Annotated in this window: 15 protein-coding genes; 4 read left to right on the forward strand and 11 right to left on the reverse strand. The window is 45.0% G+C overall.

Annotation, left to right across the window (positions count from 1 at the left end; genetic code table 11):
• Window positions 1-5 precede the first annotated feature (5 nt).
• Complete coding sequence (locus tag GVO63_RS15230) at window positions 6-1,976, reverse strand: choline BCCT transporter BetT (protein ID WP_159581006.1); 1,971 nt, start codon at window positions 1,974-1,976, stop codon at window positions 6-8.
• 322 nt (window positions 1,977-2,298) lie between these two features.
• On the opposite strand from GVO63_RS15230, the gene GVO63_RS15235 reads away from it, so the two are divergent.
• Together GVO63_RS15235 and GVO63_RS15240 are read left to right on the forward strand one after the other, a co-directional pair.
• Entirely contained in the window at window positions 2,299-5,001 is a 2,703-nt protein-coding gene (locus tag GVO63_RS15235; RefSeq protein WP_159495345.1) for a TonB-dependent receptor, read from the forward strand.
• A 172-nt stretch (window positions 5,002-5,173) separates the two neighbouring features.
• Entirely contained in the window at window positions 5,174-7,147 is a 1,974-nt protein-coding gene (locus tag GVO63_RS15240; protein ID WP_159581008.1) for a tetratricopeptide repeat-containing sulfotransferase family protein, read from the forward strand.
• A 134-nt stretch (window positions 7,148-7,281) separates the two neighbouring features.
• Here the strand turns inward: GVO63_RS15240 and GVO63_RS15245 are convergent, their stop codons facing one another.
• Complete coding sequence (locus tag GVO63_RS15245; protein ID WP_105931135.1) at window positions 7,282-8,094, reverse strand: pyruvate, water dikinase regulatory protein; 813 nt, start codon at window positions 8,092-8,094, stop codon at window positions 7,282-7,284.
• 273 nt (window positions 8,095-8,367) lie between these two features.
• Here GVO63_RS15245 and ppsA point away from each other — a divergent pair, with 273 nt between their 5' ends.
• Together ppsA and GVO63_RS15255 are read left to right on the forward strand one after the other, a co-directional pair.
• The gene (gene ppsA / locus GVO63_RS15250) at window positions 8,368-10,740 is read left to right on the forward strand and encodes a phosphoenolpyruvate synthase (protein ID WP_159495347.1); all 2,373 of its coding nucleotides are present in this window, start codon (window positions 8,368-8,370) and stop codon (window positions 10,738-10,740) included.
• 266 nt (window positions 10,741-11,006) lie between these two features.
• Window positions 11,007-11,156 (forward strand): hypothetical protein, encoded by a 150-nt coding sequence (locus GVO63_RS15255; protein ID WP_159495348.1) that lies wholly within the window; start codon window positions 11,007-11,009, stop codon window positions 11,154-11,156.
• A gap of 367 nt (window positions 11,157-11,523) precedes the next feature.
• Here the strand turns inward: GVO63_RS15255 and GVO63_RS15260 are convergent, their stop codons facing one another.
• From GVO63_RS15260 to mnmA, 9 genes are all read right to left on the reverse strand, one after another.
• On the reverse strand, window positions 11,524-13,785 hold the full coding sequence (locus GVO63_RS15260; protein ID WP_159581010.1) for a molybdopterin cofactor-binding domain-containing protein: 2,262 nt from the start codon (window positions 13,783-13,785) through the stop codon (window positions 11,524-11,526).
• Window positions 13,782-14,288, reverse strand: coding sequence for a (2Fe-2S)-binding protein (locus GVO63_RS15265; RefSeq protein ID WP_159581012.1), 507 nt, complete (start codon window positions 14,286-14,288; stop codon window positions 13,782-13,784). The genes GVO63_RS15260 and GVO63_RS15265 overlap by 4 nt, the downstream gene beginning before the upstream one ends.
• Before the next feature lie 364 nt (window positions 14,289-14,652).
• Complete coding sequence (locus tag GVO63_RS15270; RefSeq protein WP_159495351.1) at window positions 14,653-14,868, reverse strand: PGPGW domain-containing protein; 216 nt, start codon at window positions 14,866-14,868, stop codon at window positions 14,653-14,655.
• A 140-nt stretch (window positions 14,869-15,008) separates the two neighbouring features.
• The gene (locus tag GVO63_RS15275) at window positions 15,009-15,467 is read right to left on the reverse strand and encodes a GNAT family N-acetyltransferase (protein ID WP_159495352.1); all 459 of its coding nucleotides are present in this window, start codon (window positions 15,465-15,467) and stop codon (window positions 15,009-15,011) included.
• Between the two features lie 9 nt (window positions 15,468-15,476).
• Window positions 15,477-16,688, reverse strand: coding sequence for a cupin domain-containing protein (locus GVO63_RS15280; RefSeq protein ID WP_236552174.1), 1,212 nt, complete (start codon window positions 16,686-16,688; stop codon window positions 15,477-15,479).
• A 336-nt stretch (window positions 16,689-17,024) separates the two neighbouring features.
• On the reverse strand, window positions 17,025-17,768 hold the full coding sequence (locus GVO63_RS15285; RefSeq protein ID WP_159581014.1) for an adenylate/guanylate cyclase domain-containing protein: 744 nt from the start codon (window positions 17,766-17,768) through the stop codon (window positions 17,025-17,027).
• Window positions 17,769-17,919: 151 nt separating this feature from the next.
• Window positions 17,920-19,287, reverse strand: a complete 1,368-nt coding sequence (gene purB, locus GVO63_RS15290; RefSeq protein ID WP_159581016.1) for an adenylosuccinate lyase — start codon at window positions 19,285-19,287, stop codon at window positions 17,920-17,922.
• 13 nt (window positions 19,288-19,300) lie between these two features.
• Window positions 19,301-19,927 (reverse strand): high frequency lysogenization protein HflD, encoded by a 627-nt coding sequence (gene hflD / locus GVO63_RS15295; RefSeq protein ID WP_159581018.1) that lies wholly within the window; start codon window positions 19,925-19,927, stop codon window positions 19,301-19,303.
• Window positions 19,927-21,054 carry a tRNA 2-thiouridine(34) synthase MnmA gene (mnmA, locus tag GVO63_RS15300; RefSeq protein WP_159581020.1) on the reverse strand — a complete coding sequence of 376 codons (1,128 nt, stop codon included), beginning with the start codon at window positions 21,052-21,054 and terminating at the stop codon, window positions 19,927-19,929. Before mnmA ends, hflD begins: the two co-directional genes overlap by 1 nt.
• Window positions 21,055-21,170 lie beyond the last annotated feature (116 nt).

The raw sequence follows: 21,170 nt of genomic DNA on the forward strand, positions 1-21,170 counted from the left end.
TCAGGTTACTTAAGCAAATGAATAAAATGTTGGTGCTTGTGATAGTGGTCAATCACATCATTGATGACCGAAATCTTTGACCAGCCCATAATATCATAGTTTTGACCACCTTCAGACAGGTGCACTTCAGCGCGATAGTACGTGGCCTTTTTATTTTCGTCTAGTTCTGATGTATCGCTCGGGCCAAATTCCGGTTGTTCTGTTGGAACCAGATATACCGCATACACAAATTCAGGGTCATTACCCATGTCAACGGTTAAGATTAATGCCTCCTCGTTGTCCTCAATACGTGTGTCGAATTGTTGCGCTTTAAATTCGTCACCAACCTCAGAAAGAGCAGGTTTAACCACTTTATTGACATAACGGCGAACGGCGCCTTCATCAGGAAAAGACACAATGTTTTCTAACCGTTCTTTCCAATTTTTATCTGAATCACTGTGCTGAGGCGTACCTGCCATGACTTGCAAGCTCTCGCGTTTATAGGCCTCTACTCTTAACGCTTTCAGTAATCCAAATATCGAAATAAGCAAGACAATCGCAAACGGTAGTGCCGCGGCTATGGTCATCGTTTGTAGGGCGCCCAATCCTCCTGCGTACAGTAACACTGAGCTCACCACGCCAACACCCACAGCCCAATAAACTCGCTGCCATAGGGGCGTATTGTTTTCGCCGTGAGAACACAACATGTCGACCACCATAGCGCCAGAGTCACACGAGGTCACAAAGAAGACAATTACCATTAATACCGCTATAAAGCTGAGTACCGACGAAAATGGGAATTGTTCTAAGAATACAAAGAGCGCAACTGACGTATCTTCATTAACCATTTGCGCAAGTACATCCTTGCCTTGAACGAGTACTTGGTCTATCGCCGCATTACCAAACACGGTCATCCAAAACAGCGTGAATGCAGAAGGAATAAGCAATACACCCATAACGAACTCGCGAATGGTACGCCCATAGGATATACGCGCGATGAAAAGCCCGACGAATGGCGCCCACGCTAACCACCAACCCCAGTAGAAAATGGTCCAGCCGCCAATCCAATCTGTTTTTTCATACGCGAACAAATTGAAGGTGTTGCGAACTAAATCAGATAAGTAAGCGCCCGTGTTTTGCATGAAAGCTTGAAGTAGAAATACTGTAGGGCCTAACACTAGAACGATAAGCAGCAGGGCAATCGCAAGTATCATGTTAGTTTCTGAAAGGCGGCGAATCCCTTTTTCTAAACCAGTGGTTACTGAGATGACAGCCAAGCCCACCACGCCAGCCATGATAGCTATTTGCACACCGGTATTTGACGGTAGTCCAAACAAATAATTGAAACCCGCGTTAACCTGCGATGCACCAAATCCCAACGAGGTAGAGACACCGAACACCGTTGACGTTACCGCAAAAATGTCAACAACGTGACCAGGCCAGCCATAAATACGATCGCCTATCAGAGGATAAAGTGCAGAGCGTAGAGTAAGCGGTAAGTTCTGACGATAGGCGAAATACCCCAATATCAGCGCTACCACAGCATAGATGGCCCACGCGTGAATTCCCCAATGGAAAAACGTGGTTTTCATCGCTTCGCGCACAGCGTCAATACTTTCTGCCTGTGCGGTAGGAGGGGCCAAAAAATGCATTAATGGTTCTGCTACACCAAAAAACATCAAACCAATGCCCATGCCTGCTGCAAACAACATACTGAGCCACGTGCCGAAACTAAATTCTGGTGTGGCGTGATCTGGACCCAGTTTAATTTCTCCGTAGCGCGACATGCCTAAGAAGACCACAAACACAACAATGACAGCGACAGTAAACACGTAAAACCAACTTCCGTTGGTGACAATAACGCTTTGTAACTGCTGGAAGAGAGCATCAGCCGTTTTGGGTGTGCCGGCAGCAAAGATTAACAAACAGAGGATCAACGCTGACGACGTTAAAAACACCGGTTTGTTGAGGGGAGACTTTTTTTCGTTCTCAATCACGCAGTAAATTCCTTTCACCTTTAATTCAACTTAGGTTATTACGCAGAAATATACAGCATGGAGCACTTTTTATAAACATCAAATGAAATAATTAGTTCTGTATGTAATAAATTTTGAAGTTGTGATTGATTGCCAATTCAATGGGGTTTTGTAGTCTGAATAATATACTTTATATTAATCTTTCATGTTTTTTTGATTAAAATATAATCGTTAGAGTAGTAATTATAATTCTATTGTGTATTTTAATAAATGACCAAATTGGTATGTGTTTTAACTAAACACAGTTTAGAAAACAAAAAACGAATGAAGGAAATACACACAAATGCGAAAAACTCAGCTTAGCTGTGCCATTGTCGCTGCACTGGCTACCACTCCCTTAGCCGCGCAAGAATCGAAAGCGCCCGCTAAACTTGAAACAATTGAAGTTACCGCCACTAAACGCACGGAATCAATTCAAGACGTTCCTGTCGCGGTGACCGCGCTGAACGGTAAAGCGCTAGAAAATCTTGGAATAGACAACTTCCAAGATTATGTCGAATTTTTGCCAAATGTGGTTTTCCAAGGAACAGGCCCGGGACAGAATGAAATTTACATTCGCGGTGCAGCAACAACCCAATCTAATATCATGTTGTCGTCGGTACAGGCGCTACAGCCATCAGTAGCCTTCTACCTTGATGAAATGCCAGTCTCTATGGCTGGACGTAATTTAGATGTCTACGCCACTGATGTTCAACGTGTGGAGGTGCTTCCTGGACCGCAGGGCACGCTATTTGGTGCTAGTTCTCAAGCGGGAACGATTCGTTTAATTACCAATAAACCGGAACACACGAGTTTCGCCGCAGGTTTCGATACAAACATCGGTTTTACTAAAGACGGTGAAATGAGTAACTCGGTGCAAGCGTATTTTAATATGCCCCTTACCGACGATTTAGCTGTACGTGTCGCCGCATACAACGATAAACAAGGCGGTTGGATAGACAATGTCATGAATGTACCTGGAGAAGGGGGTTACATTGGCAGCGCTGTGGTTATTGATCGCATTTCAGGCGGGCCTTTGGCTGATCCGGTGGGTATGGATGCAAACAGAATCACAAACCCCAATATTAATTCCAACTCTGAAGCCGCTGTCGTTTCTCCACAAAATGACGCGCTCGTAGAAGAAGACTTTAACGATGCGACTTACACAGGTGCACGTTTTGGTTTGTCTTACCACTTTAATGACAACTGGGATTTGCTTGTACAGCACACTCAGCAGACATTGGACACAGAGGGGGTATTTGCATACGACCCAACACTTGATGGTGAGACTTCTGCGCTACGTTTCCAACAAGAAGAAAATAGAGACGAATTTGGCTTAACCACATGGACACTTGAAGGGCGTTTAGAGAAGCTGAACGTGGTTTATACTGGGGGCTATTTAGACCGTGAAATCGATACGTTAGCAGACTACACAGGGTATACAAACGGTGGTTTATTCTCTGCTTATTACGTGTGTAACCATTACGATACGCCCGATAATACCGCTGACGAGCGCTGTCTAGATCCAACGAAATATTACAAAGAAGACACGTCTTCTACCCGTAATACGCATGAAATTCGTTTCAATACAACCATGGATACGCCATGGCGCGTGACTGCGGGGTTGTTCTATGATGAGCAAGAGGTGTCTACCGTAGGTCAGTTCAAGATCGCCAACACCGAAATGAGCACATTTGGATTCGATAATCTTCAACGCACATTAGTGGGTAATGAAGGTATCAACAGTGATGGTGGTCCTTTCCCTTCGGAAGTGAGCTTTATCAACGACATCACGCACACAATTGAGCAGATTGCTGTATTTGGTCAGCTAGAATACGACATTACTGACACCCTAACCGCAAGCATTGGCGCGCGTTGGTATGAAATTGACGATATCTACGTGGGGTCAACGTCAACCGTTGATGTGACGCGACGTATTCGTGCATTTGGTACGCAAAATCCTGATGAGCTTGCGGCGGTAGGCTTGGACCCCGATGCAGTAGCAGCAGCCATTCAAAGCGGGCAATTAGAAGTAAGCCTACTTGATGACAACGGCGTACTTACAGTAGACGACACAATCTTCAAGTACTCGTTAGACTGGAAAGTAAACGAAGACATTTTACTGTTCGCCAACTACTCAGAAGGTTTCCGACCACCTGTTACTAACCGTGTGGGGGGAGGCCTGGCTACCAATCAGTCTGGTAAGTTTGAAAACTTCCGAATTCCTGTTTATTCAACAACAGATACGCTAGATAACTACGAATTGGGTCTTAAGGGTGACTTCTTTGACGGTCAATTCCGCGTGAACGCAACAGCCTATTATTCTGAAATTGAAGATTTGCAAACGTCGCGCTTCGACCCTACTAATATCTCGTTCTTAGTCTTTACCGACAATGTGGGTGATGCTGAGATAAAAGGTATTGACGCTGACATGACGTGGCTTGCCACAGACGACCTTGTCATTAATGCTGCGTTTAGTGTACTTGATACCGAGCTTACTAGCGTGAATTCAGAACTTGAAGGCATTGCGGCAGGAGTGGGTTCAGAACTTCCATACTCAGCGAAGTTCTCTGGAAACATCAATGCGCGCTATTTCTTTGAGCTTGAAGGTAGTAAACGTGGATACGTCAACGGGTCGGTGAGCTATACCGGTGACCGCTTGGCGGGAATGGTGATGGACGCGTACGTTATGGAAGATGCAACGTCGCTTATTTATGGCACGGGATCAGGTCTTAAAATTGAACAAGAAGCTGACGTGTTCGAAGGCGTGACTTACGCTGATGCGAATGGTGAAACATTCCGTGGCGGTCGTTATGTACAAGAGTCTTACATTTTGACCAATCTTGCGGTCGGTGTGACAAATGACGTATGGAAAGCCGAGCTATACATTGATAACGTATTTGACGAGCGTGCAATTTTAAATATTGATACGCAACAATTTACGCCGAAAGTGGTTACCAATCGACCGCGTACTATTGGTCTTCGTTTCTCATACGATTACTATTAAGGCTAGTGAGTCGAGCTAATCTCACGATTTTTGATTAGCAAATAACGTTCATGGGGCATTGCGCTTTACTTGAGTTTATCATTTGAAAGCGCGTGAGCCTCAATTTTGAAACGGCTAACTCATTGAGTTCGCCGTTTTTTATTCTACGCTGATTTTAAAACAGGCGTTTTTAATGACACTGGAAGAACAAAAAGAAATACAGCAGTTGAAGCAATGGCTTATGCAGTCGCAGCATCAAGCCGTTATCTCTGGCTGCAATGACATACTGCGACGCACAAGAGAAGACATGAGGGTGAGTCAACACATCCTCAAAGAGGTGCTTTACTTAAAAGCGGTGGCATATCGCCTGTTGGCAGATGTGAATAGCGCCATCGAAACGTTAAACGAACTTATCTCCTACTTTCCTGATTATGCTCGCGCCTTTCAAGAATTGGGCTATTGTTACTTGGCTTCTGACCGGAAGAGGGCGGCGCACAGTTTTTACCAAGCTACACGCTTTAATCCAGCTTTGTTAACGGCATGGCTTCAGCTTGAAAAAATGTATAAGGCTGATAATCAATCTCAAGCGTTAGCGCTATGTCAGCAGCAAATTGCATTTCTTACCTCTCTGCCCAGAGCATTGTTAGGCGCTACAGATCTGATGCACGAAGGGCAGTTACATAAAGCTGAACAAGTATGTCGACAATTTCTGGCCAGTAATGAGCATCATCCAGAAGCCATGATGTTGCTCGCGGAAATCGGTATTCAATTAAAAGTATATAGCGATGCTGAATTTTTATTAGAAAGCTGTGTAACCTTATACCCAGATAACGACAGAGCTGCCGCCGCTTACCAGAATTTATTATCTAAGTTGGGTAAATTTCCTGATGCGGTTTCCGTTGCAAAAAAGCGTCTGCAATATGCACCAGAGAGTTTTACCGTAAAAGTGGGCTTGGCCCATGCACTGGTTGGTGTGGGTGAATTAGAACAGGCTATTGATATCTATCGAGAGCTTCTAAGTGAAAACGAAGATAGGCCTGCAGTCTGGGTCGCGTTAGGCCATGCATTAAAAGCGAAGGGGGATACAAGGGAGGCAGTAAATGCGTACGAACGCGCCATTGTATTTGCAGACGACTTTGGCGATGCCTACTGGAGCCTAGCCAACACAAAAACCTATCGGTTTAGTGATGAGCTACTTGCGAAAATGATCTTGCTGGTCGACGCTGAAGCGACAAAACTGGATGATGAAATTCATATTTGTTTTGCGTTAGGAAAGGGGTTTGAAGATAGTGCAGATCCCACCCGCGCATTTGCTTACTACGAGCGAGGTAATAGGCGTAAAAAGCGTACCCTGCAATTCGACATTGCTAAAACTGAAAAAGCGTTGCAGGCGCAACAACAGGCTTTTACAAAGGGATGCTTCAACAAAACACAGGGCTGCCAGGCGGCCGATCCTATTTTTATCGTTGGTTTGCCACGTGCAGGCTCCACACTGTTAGAACAAATTTTAGCATCGCACTCTCAAGTTGACGGCACGATGGAACTGCACGACATACTAGGAATTGCGTCCTCACTTAGTCATCAGGCTACGCCTTATCCATTAAATGTTTCAGCGTTGAGTAACGAAACCTTATCAAAGCTGGGCGAACAATATTTAAGACAAACCCGGGCATATCGACAAGGCGCGCCTTTTTTCATTGATAAAATGCCGAATAACTTCATTCATATTGGGCTGATTAAAAAGATATTGCCTAACGCTAAAATTATCGACGCACGAAGAAACCCTATGGACTGCTGTTTTAGTGGCTTTAAACAACTCTTCGGCGAAGGCCAGGAATTTAGCTATTCGCTTAATGATATTGGTCGATACTACAATGCCTATGAAAAGTTAATGGACCACTGGCATTCAGTCTTACCTGGCGAGATTTTAACGGTTCAGCACGAAGAGGTTCTTGACGATTTAGAAGCGCAGGTTAAGCGCATTCTGGCGTTCTGTGGATTAACCTTTGAAGAGGCGTGTTTAGCGTTTCATAAAACCAAACGCGTCATCAAGACACCTAGTTCAGAACAGGTTCGTCAGCCTATTTATAAAACGGGGATGGGGCAGTGGAAACCGTTTGAATCTTATTTGGATGAACTTAAGGACGTACTGCCGGCGAGGTCGTAGTAAAACATGCCCGTTTTAACCAAGTAGCGCCGTTAATCCCCTGAAGCGTTCAATCTAGATAGTGCTTTATCGAGTAATAACGCCTGTTTACTACTCGATAAGGCACAGTGACGTCCCCAGAAATTTTATACTTTTTAGTATTTACGACGTTTAAGCCCAGTTTCGGCTAGAATCTTTGCTGAAATTTCCTCGATTGAATACTTAGTGCTATTCAAAAACGGAATTTTTTCCTTTCTATACAGATTCTCAACTTCACGAAGCTCCATTCTACATTGTGGTAATGAGGCATATTTACTGTTTGCTCGTCGCTCAGACCGTATTTGGTGCAGTCTATCGGCCGCAATCGTTAGACCAAATAGCTTATGCTTAAATCGGCGCAGAGCAGGGGGAAGCTTCAGCATGTCGCCCATGTCTTCCTCTGTAAAAGGATAGTTTGCTGCCTTTATTCCGTATTGAAGGGCTAAATAAAGGCTTGTTGGGGTTTTTCCCGAGCGAGACACGCCGGTAAGTATAATATCGGCTTCGTCGTAGTCTTTTAGGTTAGAACCATCGTCATTGGCCAATGCGTAGTTTACGGCCTCTATTCTGATGTCATAGGTGGTTTCGTGGATACTGTGCGTTCGATGTTTTTCTGGTTTTGAGGGAACACCCAATACTTTTTCTAGTGGGGCCACAAATTGGTCAAGGAAATTATAATTTATGCCTACTGATTTGGAGATAATTTTGCGCACATCTACATTCACAATTGTATAAAAAACGAGCGGCCTTTCTCCGGTGTCTTGAAAACTTTCAGAAATTTGCTGCAAAACTTTATGTGCCTGTTCCTCAGTTTCAACAAATGGGATGGTGTTGTGATTGAAAGAAACAGGGAATAGTGAAAGCAGGGCGTGGCCAAAGACCTCTGCAGTGATGGCGGTGCCATCTGATATATAAAAAGCTGTACGCACAACAATTCCTTAACATTGGTGTAATTTAATTACAAAAGTAATAAAGGGTTTACATTCCGAATTCCCCCATTCTAAGATGATTTCGTCGAAAAGCTACACGGTTCTTGTGAATGACCGCAAATATCAATAGGTTTGCTGTCAAACGTAATGGACAGCTTTACTGATGGTTTTCACCACATATCGACTTAAATTTGAAGTGTTTCAGGTAATAAAAAGCACAAACCTGGAACGTACCTCATACCCTACACATTAAAAAAGCTGGAGGCTTGGGCTGTGCAAGAATACGTACTTTGGTATCAAGAACTGGGCATGCATGATGTAGGTCGCGTAGGCGGCAAAAATGCATCATTAGGCGAGATGATTTCAAACCTGGCTAACGCCGGAGTGCAGGTGCCGGGCGGTTTTGCAACTACCGCCGAAGCATTCAACGAATTTCTAGAGCAAAGTGGTTTAGAAGCGAGAATTCACGAAGTTTTAGATTCGCTGGACGTAGACGATGTTAATGCACTCTCTGAAGCCGGTAAAAACATTCGTCAGTGGATCATCGACACGCCGTTCCAAGGCAAGTTAGAAGAAGAAATCAAAACGGCATTTGTGACGCTTCAGGGCGACGCAGGTGAAGAGGCGTCATTTGCAGTACGCTCATCAGCAACCGCAGAAGATATGCCAGACGCGTCATTTGCAGGACAACAAGAAACGTTTCTTAACGTTAAAGGTTATGACGCCGTACTTGTAGCAATTAAGCACGTATTCGCATCACTATTTAACGACCGTGCCATTTCTTACCGCGTGCATCAGGGCTACGACCATAAAGGTGTGGCGCTCTCAGCGGGTATTCAGCGCATGGTTCGCAGCGACATCGCCTCTTCGGGTGTTATGTTTACCATTGATACAGAGTCTGGTTTTGAAGATGTGGTATTTATTACCAGTTCATTTGGTTTAGGTGAAATGGTGGTGCAGGGCGCAGTTAACCCTGATGAATTCTACGTTCACAAGCCAACTCTCGATAAAGGCCTGCCTGCTATTGTTCGTCGTAACCTTGGTAGCAAGCTAACCAAAATGGTGTATTCAGATGATGAAGCACACGGTAAACAAGTATCCATTGTAGATATTGATGCTGCCGACAGCAAAACGTTCTCATTGACTGACGACGAAGTGATGGAGTTGGCTAAGCAGGCGCAAATCATTGAAAATCACTACAAGCGTCCTATGGACATTGAGTGGGCAAAAGATGGCGCAGACGGCAAACTTTACATCGTTCAGGCTCGTCCTGAAACGGTTCGCAGCCGTGAAGACTCACAAAGCATTGAGCGTTTTCAGCTTAAAGGTCAAAGCAACATCGTATGTGAAGGCCGTGCAATTGGTCACAAAATCGGTGCTGGTGTTGCAAAAGTCTTAGACTCTATCGAAGAGATGGACAAAATCCAAGCAGGTGATGTGCTGGTAACTGACATGACAGACCCTGACTGGGAGCCCATCATGAAGAAGGCGTCTGCTATTGTTACTAATCGCGGCGGCCGTACCTGTCACGCGGCAATCATTGCACGTGAGTTAGGTATTCCAGCTGTTGTTGGCTGTGGTAACGCGACTGACAGCATTAAAACTGGCGATAAGATCACTGTTTCGTGTGCTGAAGGTGACACAGGCTTTATCTACGGTGACGAACTTGAGTTTGACGTTGTGACTTCGCGTATCGATGCCATGCCCGACCTACCGCTAAAAGTGATGATGAACGTAGGTAACCCTGACCGTGCATTCGATTTTGCTCGCTTGCCAAATGCCGGTGTTGGTCTTGCTCGCCTCGAGTTTATTATTAACCGTATGATTGGTGTACACCCTAAAGCATTGCTTAATTTCGACAGCCAGCCTGAAGAGTTGAAAGAAGAAATTAACGACATGATCGCCGGTTACGAGTCACCGACTGAATACTATATCGAGAAATTGGTAGAGGGTATTTCAACCATTGGTGCAGCGTTCTCGCCAGAGAAAGTCATTGTTCGTATGTCAGATTTCAAATCAAACGAGTACTTTAACTTGGTTGGTGGTTATCAATACGAGCCAGATGAAGAGAACCCGATGCTGGGCTTCCGCGGTGCAAGCCGTTATATTTCTGAAGATTTCCGCGATTGTTTTGCGTTAGAGTGTGAAGCGATTAAGCGTGTTCGTAACAAAATGGGCTTAACCAATGTTGAGATCATGATCCCGTTTGTTCGTACGTTAGAAGAAGGTCAAAAAGTCATAGAGCTTCTTGAAGAACAAGGCCTTAAAAAAGGAGAAAATGGCCTTCGCGTTATCATGATGTGTGAGCTACCTTCAAACGCCTTGCTGGCAGATAAGTTCCTGGATATCTTCGATGGTTTCTCGATTGGCTCAAACGATTTAACGCAGTTAACCCTTGGTCTAGACCGCGACAGTGGATTGATCGCGCACTTGTTCGACGAGCGTGACGAAGCGGTGAAAGCACTCCTCTCCATGGCGATTCGAGCTGCGAAGAAACGCGGTAAATACGTGGGCATTTGTGGTCAGGGTCCGTCAGACCACGAAGATTTCGCAGCCTGGTTAGTAGAAGAGGGTATCGATTCAGTATCACTTAACCCTGATACCGTGGTTGAAACTTGGCTTTACCTTGCGGAAAAGCACGGTTAACCGTTTTTTAACGGTATCGCCACGCTAGAAAGATGTTTGAAAGAGACCTTAGGGTCTCTTTTTTTGTGTCGATTTTGCCTAGGCAGAAGTAGTGCCTGAGGACTGGGTTTCAGTGGCTGTTATATTTTTCAAATAAACGTTGGTTATTTAGCAAAAGTATGCACTTTTGCGCTTTTACAGCATGACTTTTTGTAATTAAAAATGTAATATTACAAAGTGAATTACATATTGGTTAATAGCTTACTTACTCATTAGGTTGAACTCTCATGGCACATAACGACAGCACACTTTCAGTAAATAAATCCGAAGAAAATACTATGCAGTCACGCTCTGTGGTAGAGCAGTTGGCGGAAGCGCAGAAAGAAATCAATGATCTTAAAATGAAGTTGATGTGGATGGAACGCAACTACGAGTAAGTATTCCCCGGTCATTTAAGACACGCATTTACTCGGCATTCTTGAAAGTTAATTTTTTATTGTGAAAGTTTACAAAATAACTTTCAGTTTGGGCTTCATAAAGTCAGTAGCAATAAGAGGCAATAAGAGGCAATAAGAGGCAATAAGAGGCAATAAGAGTAAACGCTCAGATACAGGTTGAATAAAAAGAGGTCATTTTGACCTCTTTTTTTTCCCGCCATTATTAAGACGCAACCGAGAACAGCGTATATCTATAAAAAAGGGTTAACACAATGCGTGTTAACCCTTTCTGGTATGGTTACTTCGATTTAAGTAGCGTTAGTACTCATTGAACAATTCAGCGACTAAGCCGAAACTAGCGAGTGCATTACGCCTTTAGTTGGTTACCAATAGGGAGCTGACGAATTCGTTTACCACATGCAGCGAAGATGGCGTTACATAGCGCTGGTGCATATACAGGTGTTGCAGGTTCACCCACACCCGCTGGCGGAGCATCGCTTTCAATCACCTCAACCTCTACTTCAAGTGGTGAGTCGCTCATGCGTGGTACGCGGTAATTGTGGAAATTACTTTGCTGTACGCGGCCTTTATCAAAGGTAATACCGTCGCTGATAGCGGTAGTAATACCGTACACCGAACCACCTTGGGTTTGGTTTTTAACCGTATCAGTATTAACTACAGTACCTGCATCAATGGCTACCCATGATTTAATCACGTTAAGGTCGCCAGCGTCAGATACCTCAACTTCCACTACAGTTGCGACGTAAGTTAAGAAGCTTCTGTGTGCAGCAATGCCCAGGCCACGGCCCTTCGGCATTTCTCTTCCCCAGTTAGCCATGTCAGATACTTTCTCGATAACATTACGCAGGCGCCCGGTATCCAGAGGATATACCGATTTGTCACCCCAATAGTTGTTGTATTCGGCCTTTTGCTCGGTCACATCTAAAATTCTGTCAGGACCAATGACTTCTAATAGATAGTCTTTTGGATCTTTGCCTGCTTTGTGTGCTGCTTCATTGATGAACGACTGTACAGCAAACGCATGAAAGATATTTGATACCGAACGCATCCAACCAATTCGGGCTTTTGCAGGCGCTTCACCGCGCTCCAGCTTCATGTTTGGCGTAAGAATTGGGTTGTCAGTAAAGCCCAAATCTAACTCGAAGCTAAATGGCGCATTTGCACCTTCTTGAAAGGTTGAGGCAATGGGCGAAAACGCCGTTCTGTGAAGGTAAGCGTCAATTTTACCGTTTTCATCAAGTGCAGCTTCAATATGCTGTGCAGACACCGCGTGATAGAAACCGTGTTGGATATCATCTTCACGAGTCCATTGAACGCGAATTGGTTTGCCTGTTTTCATTGAGAGGTACGCCGCTTCAGCAGAAAAGTCTGGCTTGGACTTACGCCCAAATGCGCCGCCCAACATGGTCACGTGAACATTAATTTTTTCTTTGTCCATGCCAACCATTGCACCTACGGTTTCCATGTCAGCTTGCGGGTTCTGTGTTGCCGCCCAGACGTCGACACGATCGTTGTAGTACATCGCCGTAGCGCATGGTGGCTCCATAGGTGCCTGTGCAAGATGTGGCATGTAATAGTCAGCAATAAGCTTGTCGCTGGCTTTTTCTAAAACGCTCAACGCATCGCCTTTTTCTCTCACTAGCGCTTGTGGGGTATTTACTGTACTGAGTAACTGATCTTTAAAATTCTCTGAGTTATAGTCGCTGTTAGCGCCATCATCCCAAGTCACTTCAAGCGCTTTTCTGCCCTGCCATGCAGCCCACGTATTTTGGGCAACGATAGCTATGCCACCTTTCGGCTGAAACTGAGGCGCTCCTTTGGGTGCTGGCATTTCGATAACGTCGACAACGCCATTCACGGCTTTGGCCTTTTCTGCATTAAAGCTTTTCACTTTGCCGCCTACGACAGGTGGGCGTTCTATGATAGCAACTAGCGCTTTTGGCTCGCGCACGTCAGCAGCAAAGGTTGCTTTACCCGTAACGATATCTTGAAGGTCGATATGCGCCATACCCGTATTGATATACCGCCACTCTTTTCTGTCTTTTAGCTTAAGCTGATCCGCTTCTGGCGGCGTGATGGTGAGAGCATCATTGATTAGGTCTTTATAAGCAAAGGTTTTACCCGAGGTATGCGTCACCATATGCTGCTCGGCAACACAAGTACTTGGCTCAACGCCCCAACGCTTTGCGGCAGCATGCTGCATCATGTAGCGAACGCTTGCGCCCATTTCACGTAGGCGCTGCATATTGAAGCGTATACTGCGCGAGCCATCTGTGTTTTGGTCGCCGTATTTTGGGTCGCCTTTAGCCTGAATAACAATGACCTTGTCCCATGCTGCTTCCATTTCGTCAGCAACAATTTGTGCAATAGCGGTACGGATCTGCTGACCCATTTCACTGCGGTGACAGGTTATTTCAACCATGCCGTCGGGGCGAAGCGCGATAAATAAATTTGCTTGCTTGGCATTGTCGGCAGGCTTAGCCAAAACGCCTGCCATAGCACGAGGTGCGCTGCCCATGAAATAGGTACCAAGCACTAACGCGCCCGCTGCTGCTGTCGATTTTAAAAAGCTGCGACGATTCATATCGAAATAGGTATTTCCGCTCATGCTTCTTCTCCCGCTTGAGTTGGGTCAAAGTAGCTAACGCCTGCATTTCCGCTCATCGATTTTGATGCTGACTTAATGGCTTTGTGAATACGAGGGTAGGTACCGCAACGGCAGATGTTGCCAGACATGTTCTGTACAATTTCTTCATCGCTTGGTGTTGGGTTAGTGGACAAAAGGCTAGCAGCCTGCATAATTTGCCCACATTGGCAGAAACCACACTGTGGGACTTTATGCTCTACCCACGCTTTTTGAACAGGGTGGTCACCATTTTCGCTTAGTCCTTCAATCGTAGTAACTTTTCTGCCTTGTACGGCGGATACCGGCAATACGCATGAACGTTGTGCCATGCCGTCAATATGTACAGTACAGGCGCCACATTGGGCCATACCGCAGCCAAACTTAGGTCCTGTGAGATTTAATTCGTCACGAAGGTACCACAACACGGGTGTAGATGGGTCACCGGAAAATTCGTGTTTGTTACCATTAACGGTAAACGTGATCATGGTCTTGTCTCCATAGGTAAGCGAAAGATATGACGTCAACCAGATTATTCAAATATGGCCTACCCAAACTGCGCAGTGCGGAATCTACGCACTATGCAACATCATATCCATACGGTTACATTGCCTGATAATACGAACTATCTAAGATGCTGAACATACAAAGATATACGCCTCTATTTTTATTGTTTAAGGCTTCGCAATTTATACTTTAGATTACGTTAACATGCATTGCATCGTCGCGCATTTACATACGTTTAATGGCTAGCCTGTTGCGATAAAAAATGAGGTTAACCGCCGTTGACACGGCGAAAGATACATGAGGGCGCTGCTTAAATGCCGCAAGCAATGCTTATGGCCTTGAATGCTAACGAAGCTTTCTCAAAAGTAAAAAGCGGTCTACCTTTCGAGCACCTGACGTCATGGTTCGCTGGCTGTACTTGAGCCAACCGCGTGCTCTTGGCCAGTCGTAGCTCAACAGCACTAAACCAGCAACAACGAAAAGGATGGAACCTGGCAGTAACGTCAAAATAATTCCGCCAAGAAACAAGATGGCTCCAAGAGTAAGTCTTAATATACGCATGAGTTTTTCTCGGCATAATAAATAAACATGCTATCAGTATCGCTTGGGTTACTTTATTTGCCAATGGTTAAAATGTAACTATTTGTGCTCAGTCTAATAATGATTCGCGCAGTAAAAAAAGAAGAGGCTTACCAGTCAATCTAATGTAGCTGCGTAACGTCCGGCAGCGGAAATCGTTCTGCCGGGCACTTTAGTCTTTGACGAGGTACTCCCGCATCCATAAACACCTGTCCGTCAGGTTCAAACCCTATTGACTGATGATATGACACGCTCTCTAAGTTGCAAATCACTTTGATGAAGGGGACGTTTGCTTGCTTTGCTGTTTTGATTAGCGCTTCAAAAAGTGCGCGATATACGGGGAGTGTTCGGTGACAGCGCTTAACCGCTATTCGGCCTAGTTCGCCTTTTTTAGTTAAGCGCCCGGTAGCTATTGGTTCGTTTTCATCGTTCACAATAAGCACATGGCGCGCAGTGCGGTCGTGTTCGTCGAACTCGCTCGCTTGGGGTACGCGCCACTCTAAAACAAATACATGTTCCCTAAGTGCTTTTAGTCGATGTTTATCCTTTTCCCAATCGACGTTTTGTATTGTAAACGCCATATTTTCCTGTTAATTCTCTAACCATTCCCAATATCCGTTATTTATAAGTGTAGTTAAGGTATCTAAAAATGTAAAAGAAGGGGCATCTTGACAGCACATCGCATTTAAAACGCTACCTGATGCTAACACTTCAAACCATTCTTGATCGCTCTTAGCAAACCTAAACTCACTGCCATTGACGTAGAGTGCTCGTGGTAGGCCTCGTTTACCGTCACAAATCAAAGCGCGTACGCCGGGGGCTGGAATAAAACTGATGCCCGCAGCAAACTCATTTGAAACTTGCTCTAGTGTTACAGAATTATCTAGCGGATATTCAGGTATACCTTGCTCACTCATTGCTTCTAAAAGCGCCAAGGTAAAATCTTCACCGTTGATAGCGTCGATAAGTTGCTGTTTAAGTGCTGCAACATCACTTGGGTTTACCGTGGCTCGACTTCTTTGAATGGTACGCCCTGCATCAGTAAAACGATAATTATGCGCACCTTTGTCTAGCATCATCGCTAAGCTTTCCGCTAACTGAAGGTTGTCTGGCGCGCGGTAGCCTACCGAGTAGGTTAAGCTGTCTTCAATGGTCGCGCCGTCATGGGGCCAACCGGGTGGGACGTAAACCACATCGCCAGCTTCGACAACCACGTCGATTACGGGCTCAAACCCTTCGATCTGTCTTAGCTTGGGGTGCGGAAATACTTCCTTGTAGTCTGCAGGTTTGCCCACTCGCCAACGTCTTTTGCCTTTTCCTTGGACCAAAAATACATCGTATTGATCAATGTGAGCCCCGACACCCGCTCCGTTTGTGGCATAGCTCACCATTAAGTCGTCTAGCCGCCAGTTAGGAATAAAAGAAAAGGGTTCCAAAATAGGAGTGACATCTTGCACATACTTGTCTACCCCTTGGACTAGTAAAGTCCACTTTCCCTGACAGGCGGTAACAAAATCAGCGATAGGGCCTTGCTCGACATGCCACTTACCTTGCACATTACTAATTATGCGAGCATCGACTTCCGGCTCTTGCGCAAGCCCCGCTAGATCGTTTTCATCGATTGGGTCAGAAAAGTCTTCAAAGAGTTGCTTAATTACAACGGGTTTTTGCTGCCAGTAGTCTCTCAGGAAAATGTCAGCATCAAACCCTTGACCTGTTTGTGCATCAATAAAGTACGTATTGTCATTTTTGCGCATAGCATCTCTTTTCTCAGCCAACGTATTGGTTTGGTCTTTATTCATTTGTCGGCATTATCAAATATTAAAAGGAGTATTGTACCAATTCGCATAGATAATTGCCCACTCAGAAGGGCGAGTTTAAAATGTCCGTACTCTTTGTTGTGTCACCTTGATGTAGAACCACTATACCTGCGGTAACACGCCACGAATACGTACATTTTAACTCTCGCTGAATGGGTAATTATCTATGCGGATTGGTATCAATACCGCGCATTCAGAAAACTCAAGTGAAAAAAGTCTGCCAACGGATAGGTAAAGAGAGGTTCTTAGGCTGCAGTTTGCCGAGTCAAATAACTCCTCTTACAGCATTCGTTGTTTTGGGAAAATGAATTTCAGCCCCTAGCCAATAAAGGCGCGAATAACGGCTACTTTAGTTTTTAGCTGAATGGATTGGAAAGTGATACCGCAGTCATGCCCGTCATGCTGACTCTTACTGTACACATCTTCGATCGTAGTTGCGTTTTTTGTCTCGAGACCTTTGTTATTAAACAGGTTGAACGAGTCTTCACAAATCGCAATTGTATTTGGCGCGGTATACTGCTCTAGCATTGCAGCTCTATTTACTGTATTGCCCCAAATATCAAAACCCGTATTAGGGCGAGCGGGATAACCAGAAATTACAGTGCCTGTGGCAACACCTACGCGAAGAAAGCAAGACGATGAAACCAGCATCGCGTTGCAACTCACGATATTGCGCAACATCACAGAAAACTTAATAGCTCTAACAACAAGGCTGCGAATTGAGAACAGGTCTTCGTTTTTGGGAAGGCAAACAGCTATATATTGATCACCATTTGTTTTAAGAGGCGTAACCCCCAAAGAGTGGGCAACACTATCAAATTTACCGAAAAGCGTTTGTACAACATTGGTGCACGTAATGTCACCATACTTTTTTGATAGCGGTTGGAACCCAGTCAAATCGGAAAATATAACAACAGCTTCTTGCATACGCTGATGCGCGATCAACGAGCCGCTAGCTGATGTCAGTAAGCCCATAGGTAATTGTGTACTCTGCATTGGTGCGACGCTTTCATCTCTATCGCATGACCCCAGTCTGACTTTTTCCGTGTTGTGTAATTCCATCTACATGCTCCAAACCATTTGTGAGACCGAAAACCGAGTGCACTAGCGCTCAACCTGTGTGCTGATAGCACGTCTTTATACTTTACATTTGCGCATAAAAAAACGCGGTGTTAACGACCGCGTTTTTGAGTCTAGTGCAAAGCGTAGTGGCTTATAACTGATCTACCAGCCTGATTGCATCGCCAATATACGTTGCTGGCGATAACGCTTTGAGTTCTTCTTTCGCAGCGTTTGGCATGTCTAAGTTATCGATAAATTCAGCAATAACTTCGGCATTCACTTTCTTACCGCGGGTCAACTCTTTAAGTTTTTCGTAAGGCTTTTCGATGCCGTAACGACGCATGACCGTTTGGATTGGCTCAGCAAGCAGCTCCCAGTTGTTATCTAGTTCGTTAAGAAGGCTTTTTTCGTTCACCTCTAACTTGCTGATCCCTTTTAGCGTTGCTTGATAAGCAATGACAGCGTAACCCACGCCCACGCCTAAGTTACGAAGTACCGTCGAGTCAGTAAGGTCACGTTGCCAGCGAGAAATAGGAAGCTTAGCTGCTAAATGGCCAAAAATAGCGTTTGCCAGGCCTAGGTTGCCTTCTGAGTTTTCAAAGTCGATAGGGTTAACTTTGTGCGGCATTGTTGATGAACCAATTTCACCCGCTACGGTTTTTTGTTTAAAGTGACCAAGTGCAATATAACCCCAAACATCACGATCGAAATCAATGAGGATGGTGTTAAAGCGGGCAATCGCGTCAAACATTTCAGCAATGTAGTCGTGGGGCTCGATTTGTGTTGTGAACGGGTTCCAAGTAAGACCGAGTGAGGTAACAAATTCTTCTGAAACCTTGTGCCAATCTACATCTTTGTAAGCTGACAAATGCGCATTGTAGTTACCTACAGCACCGTTAATCTTACCGAGTAGTTCTACGCCGGCTATCTGACTACGCTGACGTTTTAAACGTACGGCCACGTTAGCCATTTCTTTACCCATGGTAGTGGGGGAGGCAGGCTGACCGTGTGTACGTGCCATCATAGGCACGTTTTGATAACGCTTAGCAAGTTCAATCAATGCCTCGATAAGCTTATCGCAATAAGGAAGGATAACCGTTTCGCGAGCTTCGCGGAGCATTAGACCGTGAGAAAGGTTATTAATATCTTCAGACGTACAAGCAAAGTGGATAAACTCATTTACCGCAGACAGTTCACTGTTGTCGGACACTTTCTCTTTCAAGAAATACTCGACCGCTTTTACATCATGGTTTGTAGTACGCTCAATTTCTTTGATGCGCATGGCATCTTCAACGCTAAATTCAGCGACTATCTTGTCAAGCAGTGCGTTTGACTTGTCTGTAAAGGCAGGAACTTCTTCAATTTGTGGGTTAGCAGAAAGCATTTGTAACCAACGTACTTCTACTTCTACACGGTATTTTAATAAGCCGTACTCACTGAAAATACTGCGTAATTCTACGCTTTTGCCAGCATATCGACCGTCGACAGGGGAAATTGCAGTTAACTGACTCAGTTCCACCTTAAGCTCCTCACTAGTTTATTAATCGTAGTGCCTTAACAGCACTGTTAAGAATGTGTTTGCGTTTAAATAAAATGTTTCTTCGCTTGCCGCCCATCTGACGCCACATTACCGCAGCCCTAACGCCTGCAAGTAAAAGTGCGCGTACTTTATGTTGGGTAGCAGGTTGGCTCAAATAATCTGGGTTGCCCGCTACCTGGATACGCGGTGCAAGTGGGCTAATAATATCGCTGTAGATACTTGCTAAAGAGGCAACGATTTGTGGATTTTGAAAATCGACGTGAGCAAGCTGGCGTTGGACGTGTGAAATGCGCTCGCCAAGTTCTTGCATGGCTTTCGGCTTTCTAGCGAGCTTTCGTTCTAATCCAAGAATGCTGGCAATATAACGGGTAAGTTCTGTATCTTTAGTCGCTTGCTTATCAGACAGCTGCGCTGCGAGTGCCGTGTAACCTGTTTTTAAATTACCAAGTTGACCGAATACATGTTGAGGGGTCTCTGGGTCAGTGACCAGGATACTTGATAAACTGGCCTCTACAGCCTCGCTGTCTGCTGAACCTCGCCGTGCAAGCTGCTGAACCAGAGCAGCTGCTTGGCATACTCCAGCAAGGGCCAGGTTGTTTTCGATGTCTGTATCTAACATTAGCGAATATAACTCTCAATAATACCGCCACCAAGGCATACTTCATCAATGTAGAATACTGCTGACTGACCTGGCGTAACCGCTTTTTGTGGTTCGTCGAACATGACTTCAATGGTGTCGCTATCTGTTGGCGTGATAGTGCAAGGAATATCGGCCTGACGGTAACGGGTTTTTACCACGGCGCGCATGGGCTCGGTGATGGTTTTCCTGTCCACCCAGTGAAGTTGCTTAGCGATAAGGCCCTTTGAATACAGGCGAGGGTGGTCTGCGCCTTGGCCCACGATAAGCACATTGCGAGCAACATCTTTATCTACTACATACCAAGGTTCGTCACCGTATTTCGCCATACCACCAATGTGTAGGCCTTTACGCTGGCCCAACGTGTGATACATCAAGCCTTCATGTTGGCCAATTTCTTCGCCCTCTGCGGTTTCGATAACACCGGGTTGCGCTGGAAGATAACGAGCTAGGAAGTCTTTGAATTTGCGTTCACCAATAAAACAGATCCCCGTAGAATCTTTTTTATCATGAGTGATAAGGCCCTGTTCTTCGGCAATTTTGCGAACTAAAGGCTTCTCAATGTCGCCAACAGGAAAGAGGGTCTTAGCTACGTGCTCTTCTCCTAACGTGTAAAGAAAATAGCTTTGGTCTTTGTTGTTATCTAGACCGCGCAGCATTTGCCATTTACCGTCGACTTCTCGGCGGCGAACGTAGTGACCGGTGGCAATATAGTCTGCGCCAAGATCCTCTGCTGCAAATTCAAGAAACGCTTTGAACTTTATTTCTTTATTGCACATGATGTCTGGGTTAGGCGTTCGGCCTGCTTTGTATTCTTCTAGGAAATACTCAAACACGTTATCCCAGTATTCGGCAGCAAAGTTAATGGTGTGCAGTTCAATGCCAAGTTTGTCGGCCACGGCTTGTGCATCTTTTAAATCTTCTGCCGCAGCGCAGTATTCATCGTTATCGTCTTCTTCCCAATTTTTCATGAAAAGCCCTTCAACCTGATAACCTTGTTGTTGAAGCAGATAGGCCGAAACAGACGAGTCGACACCGCCGGACATCCCGACGATTACTTTTTTGCTGGCGTTAGATTCAATATCACTCACTACAGTTTGCACACTCATTTTAGTTAATAAAAAAGAAGCCGGTATTGCCATAAATCGACAGTATCGAAGTAATAATAAAAACTACTTGTTTGTCTATGACACAGTGCGTAACGTCCAATGCGTACATCTGTTAA

It is taken from the genome of Alteromonas sp. KUL106, from assembly GCF_009811415.1.
Taxonomy (GTDB): Bacteria; Pseudomonadota; Gammaproteobacteria; order Enterobacterales; family Alteromonadaceae; genus Alteromonas.

What these genes read in the sequence shown, in the direction of transcription:
- GVO63_RS15260 (WP_159581010.1), bottom strand. Translation starts at nt 13,785, where the DNA reads ATGAGCGGAAATACCTATTTCGATATGAATCGTCGCAGCTTTTTAAAA.
- GVO63_RS15235 (WP_159495345.1), top strand. Translation starts at nt 2,299, where the DNA reads ATGCGAAAAACTCAGCTTAGCTGTGCCATTGTCGCTGCACTGGCTACC.
- GVO63_RS15270 (WP_159495351.1), bottom strand. Translation starts at nt 14,868, where the DNA reads ATGCGTATATTAAGACTTACTCTTGGAGCCATCTTGTTTCTTGGCGGA.
- mnmA (WP_159581020.1), bottom strand. Translation starts at nt 21,054, where the DNA reads ATGAGTGTGCAAACTGTAGTGAGTGATATTGAATCTAACGCCAGCAAA.
- GVO63_RS15240 (WP_159581008.1), top strand. Translation starts at nt 5,174, where the DNA reads ATGACACTGGAAGAACAAAAAGAAATACAGCAGTTGAAGCAATGGCTT.
- GVO63_RS15285 (WP_159581014.1), bottom strand. Translation starts at nt 17,768, where the DNA reads ATGGAATTACACAACACGGAAAAAGTCAGACTGGGGTCATGCGATAGA.
- hflD (WP_159581018.1), bottom strand. Translation starts at nt 19,927, where the DNA reads ATGTTAGATACAGACATCGAAAACAACCTGGCCCTTGCTGGAGTATGC.
- GVO63_RS15255 (WP_159495348.1), top strand. Translation starts at nt 11,007, where the DNA reads ATGGCACATAACGACAGCACACTTTCAGTAAATAAATCCGAAGAAAAT.
- GVO63_RS15280 (WP_236552174.1), bottom strand. Translation starts at nt 16,688, where the DNA reads ATGAATAAAGACCAAACCAATACGTTGGCTGAGAAAAGAGATGCTATG.
- GVO63_RS15265 (WP_159581012.1), bottom strand. Translation starts at nt 14,288, where the DNA reads ATGATCACGTTTACCGTTAATGGTAACAAACACGAATTTTCCGGTGAC.
- GVO63_RS15275 (WP_159495352.1), bottom strand. Translation starts at nt 15,467, where the DNA reads ATGGCGTTTACAATACAAAACGTCGATTGGGAAAAGGATAAACATCGA.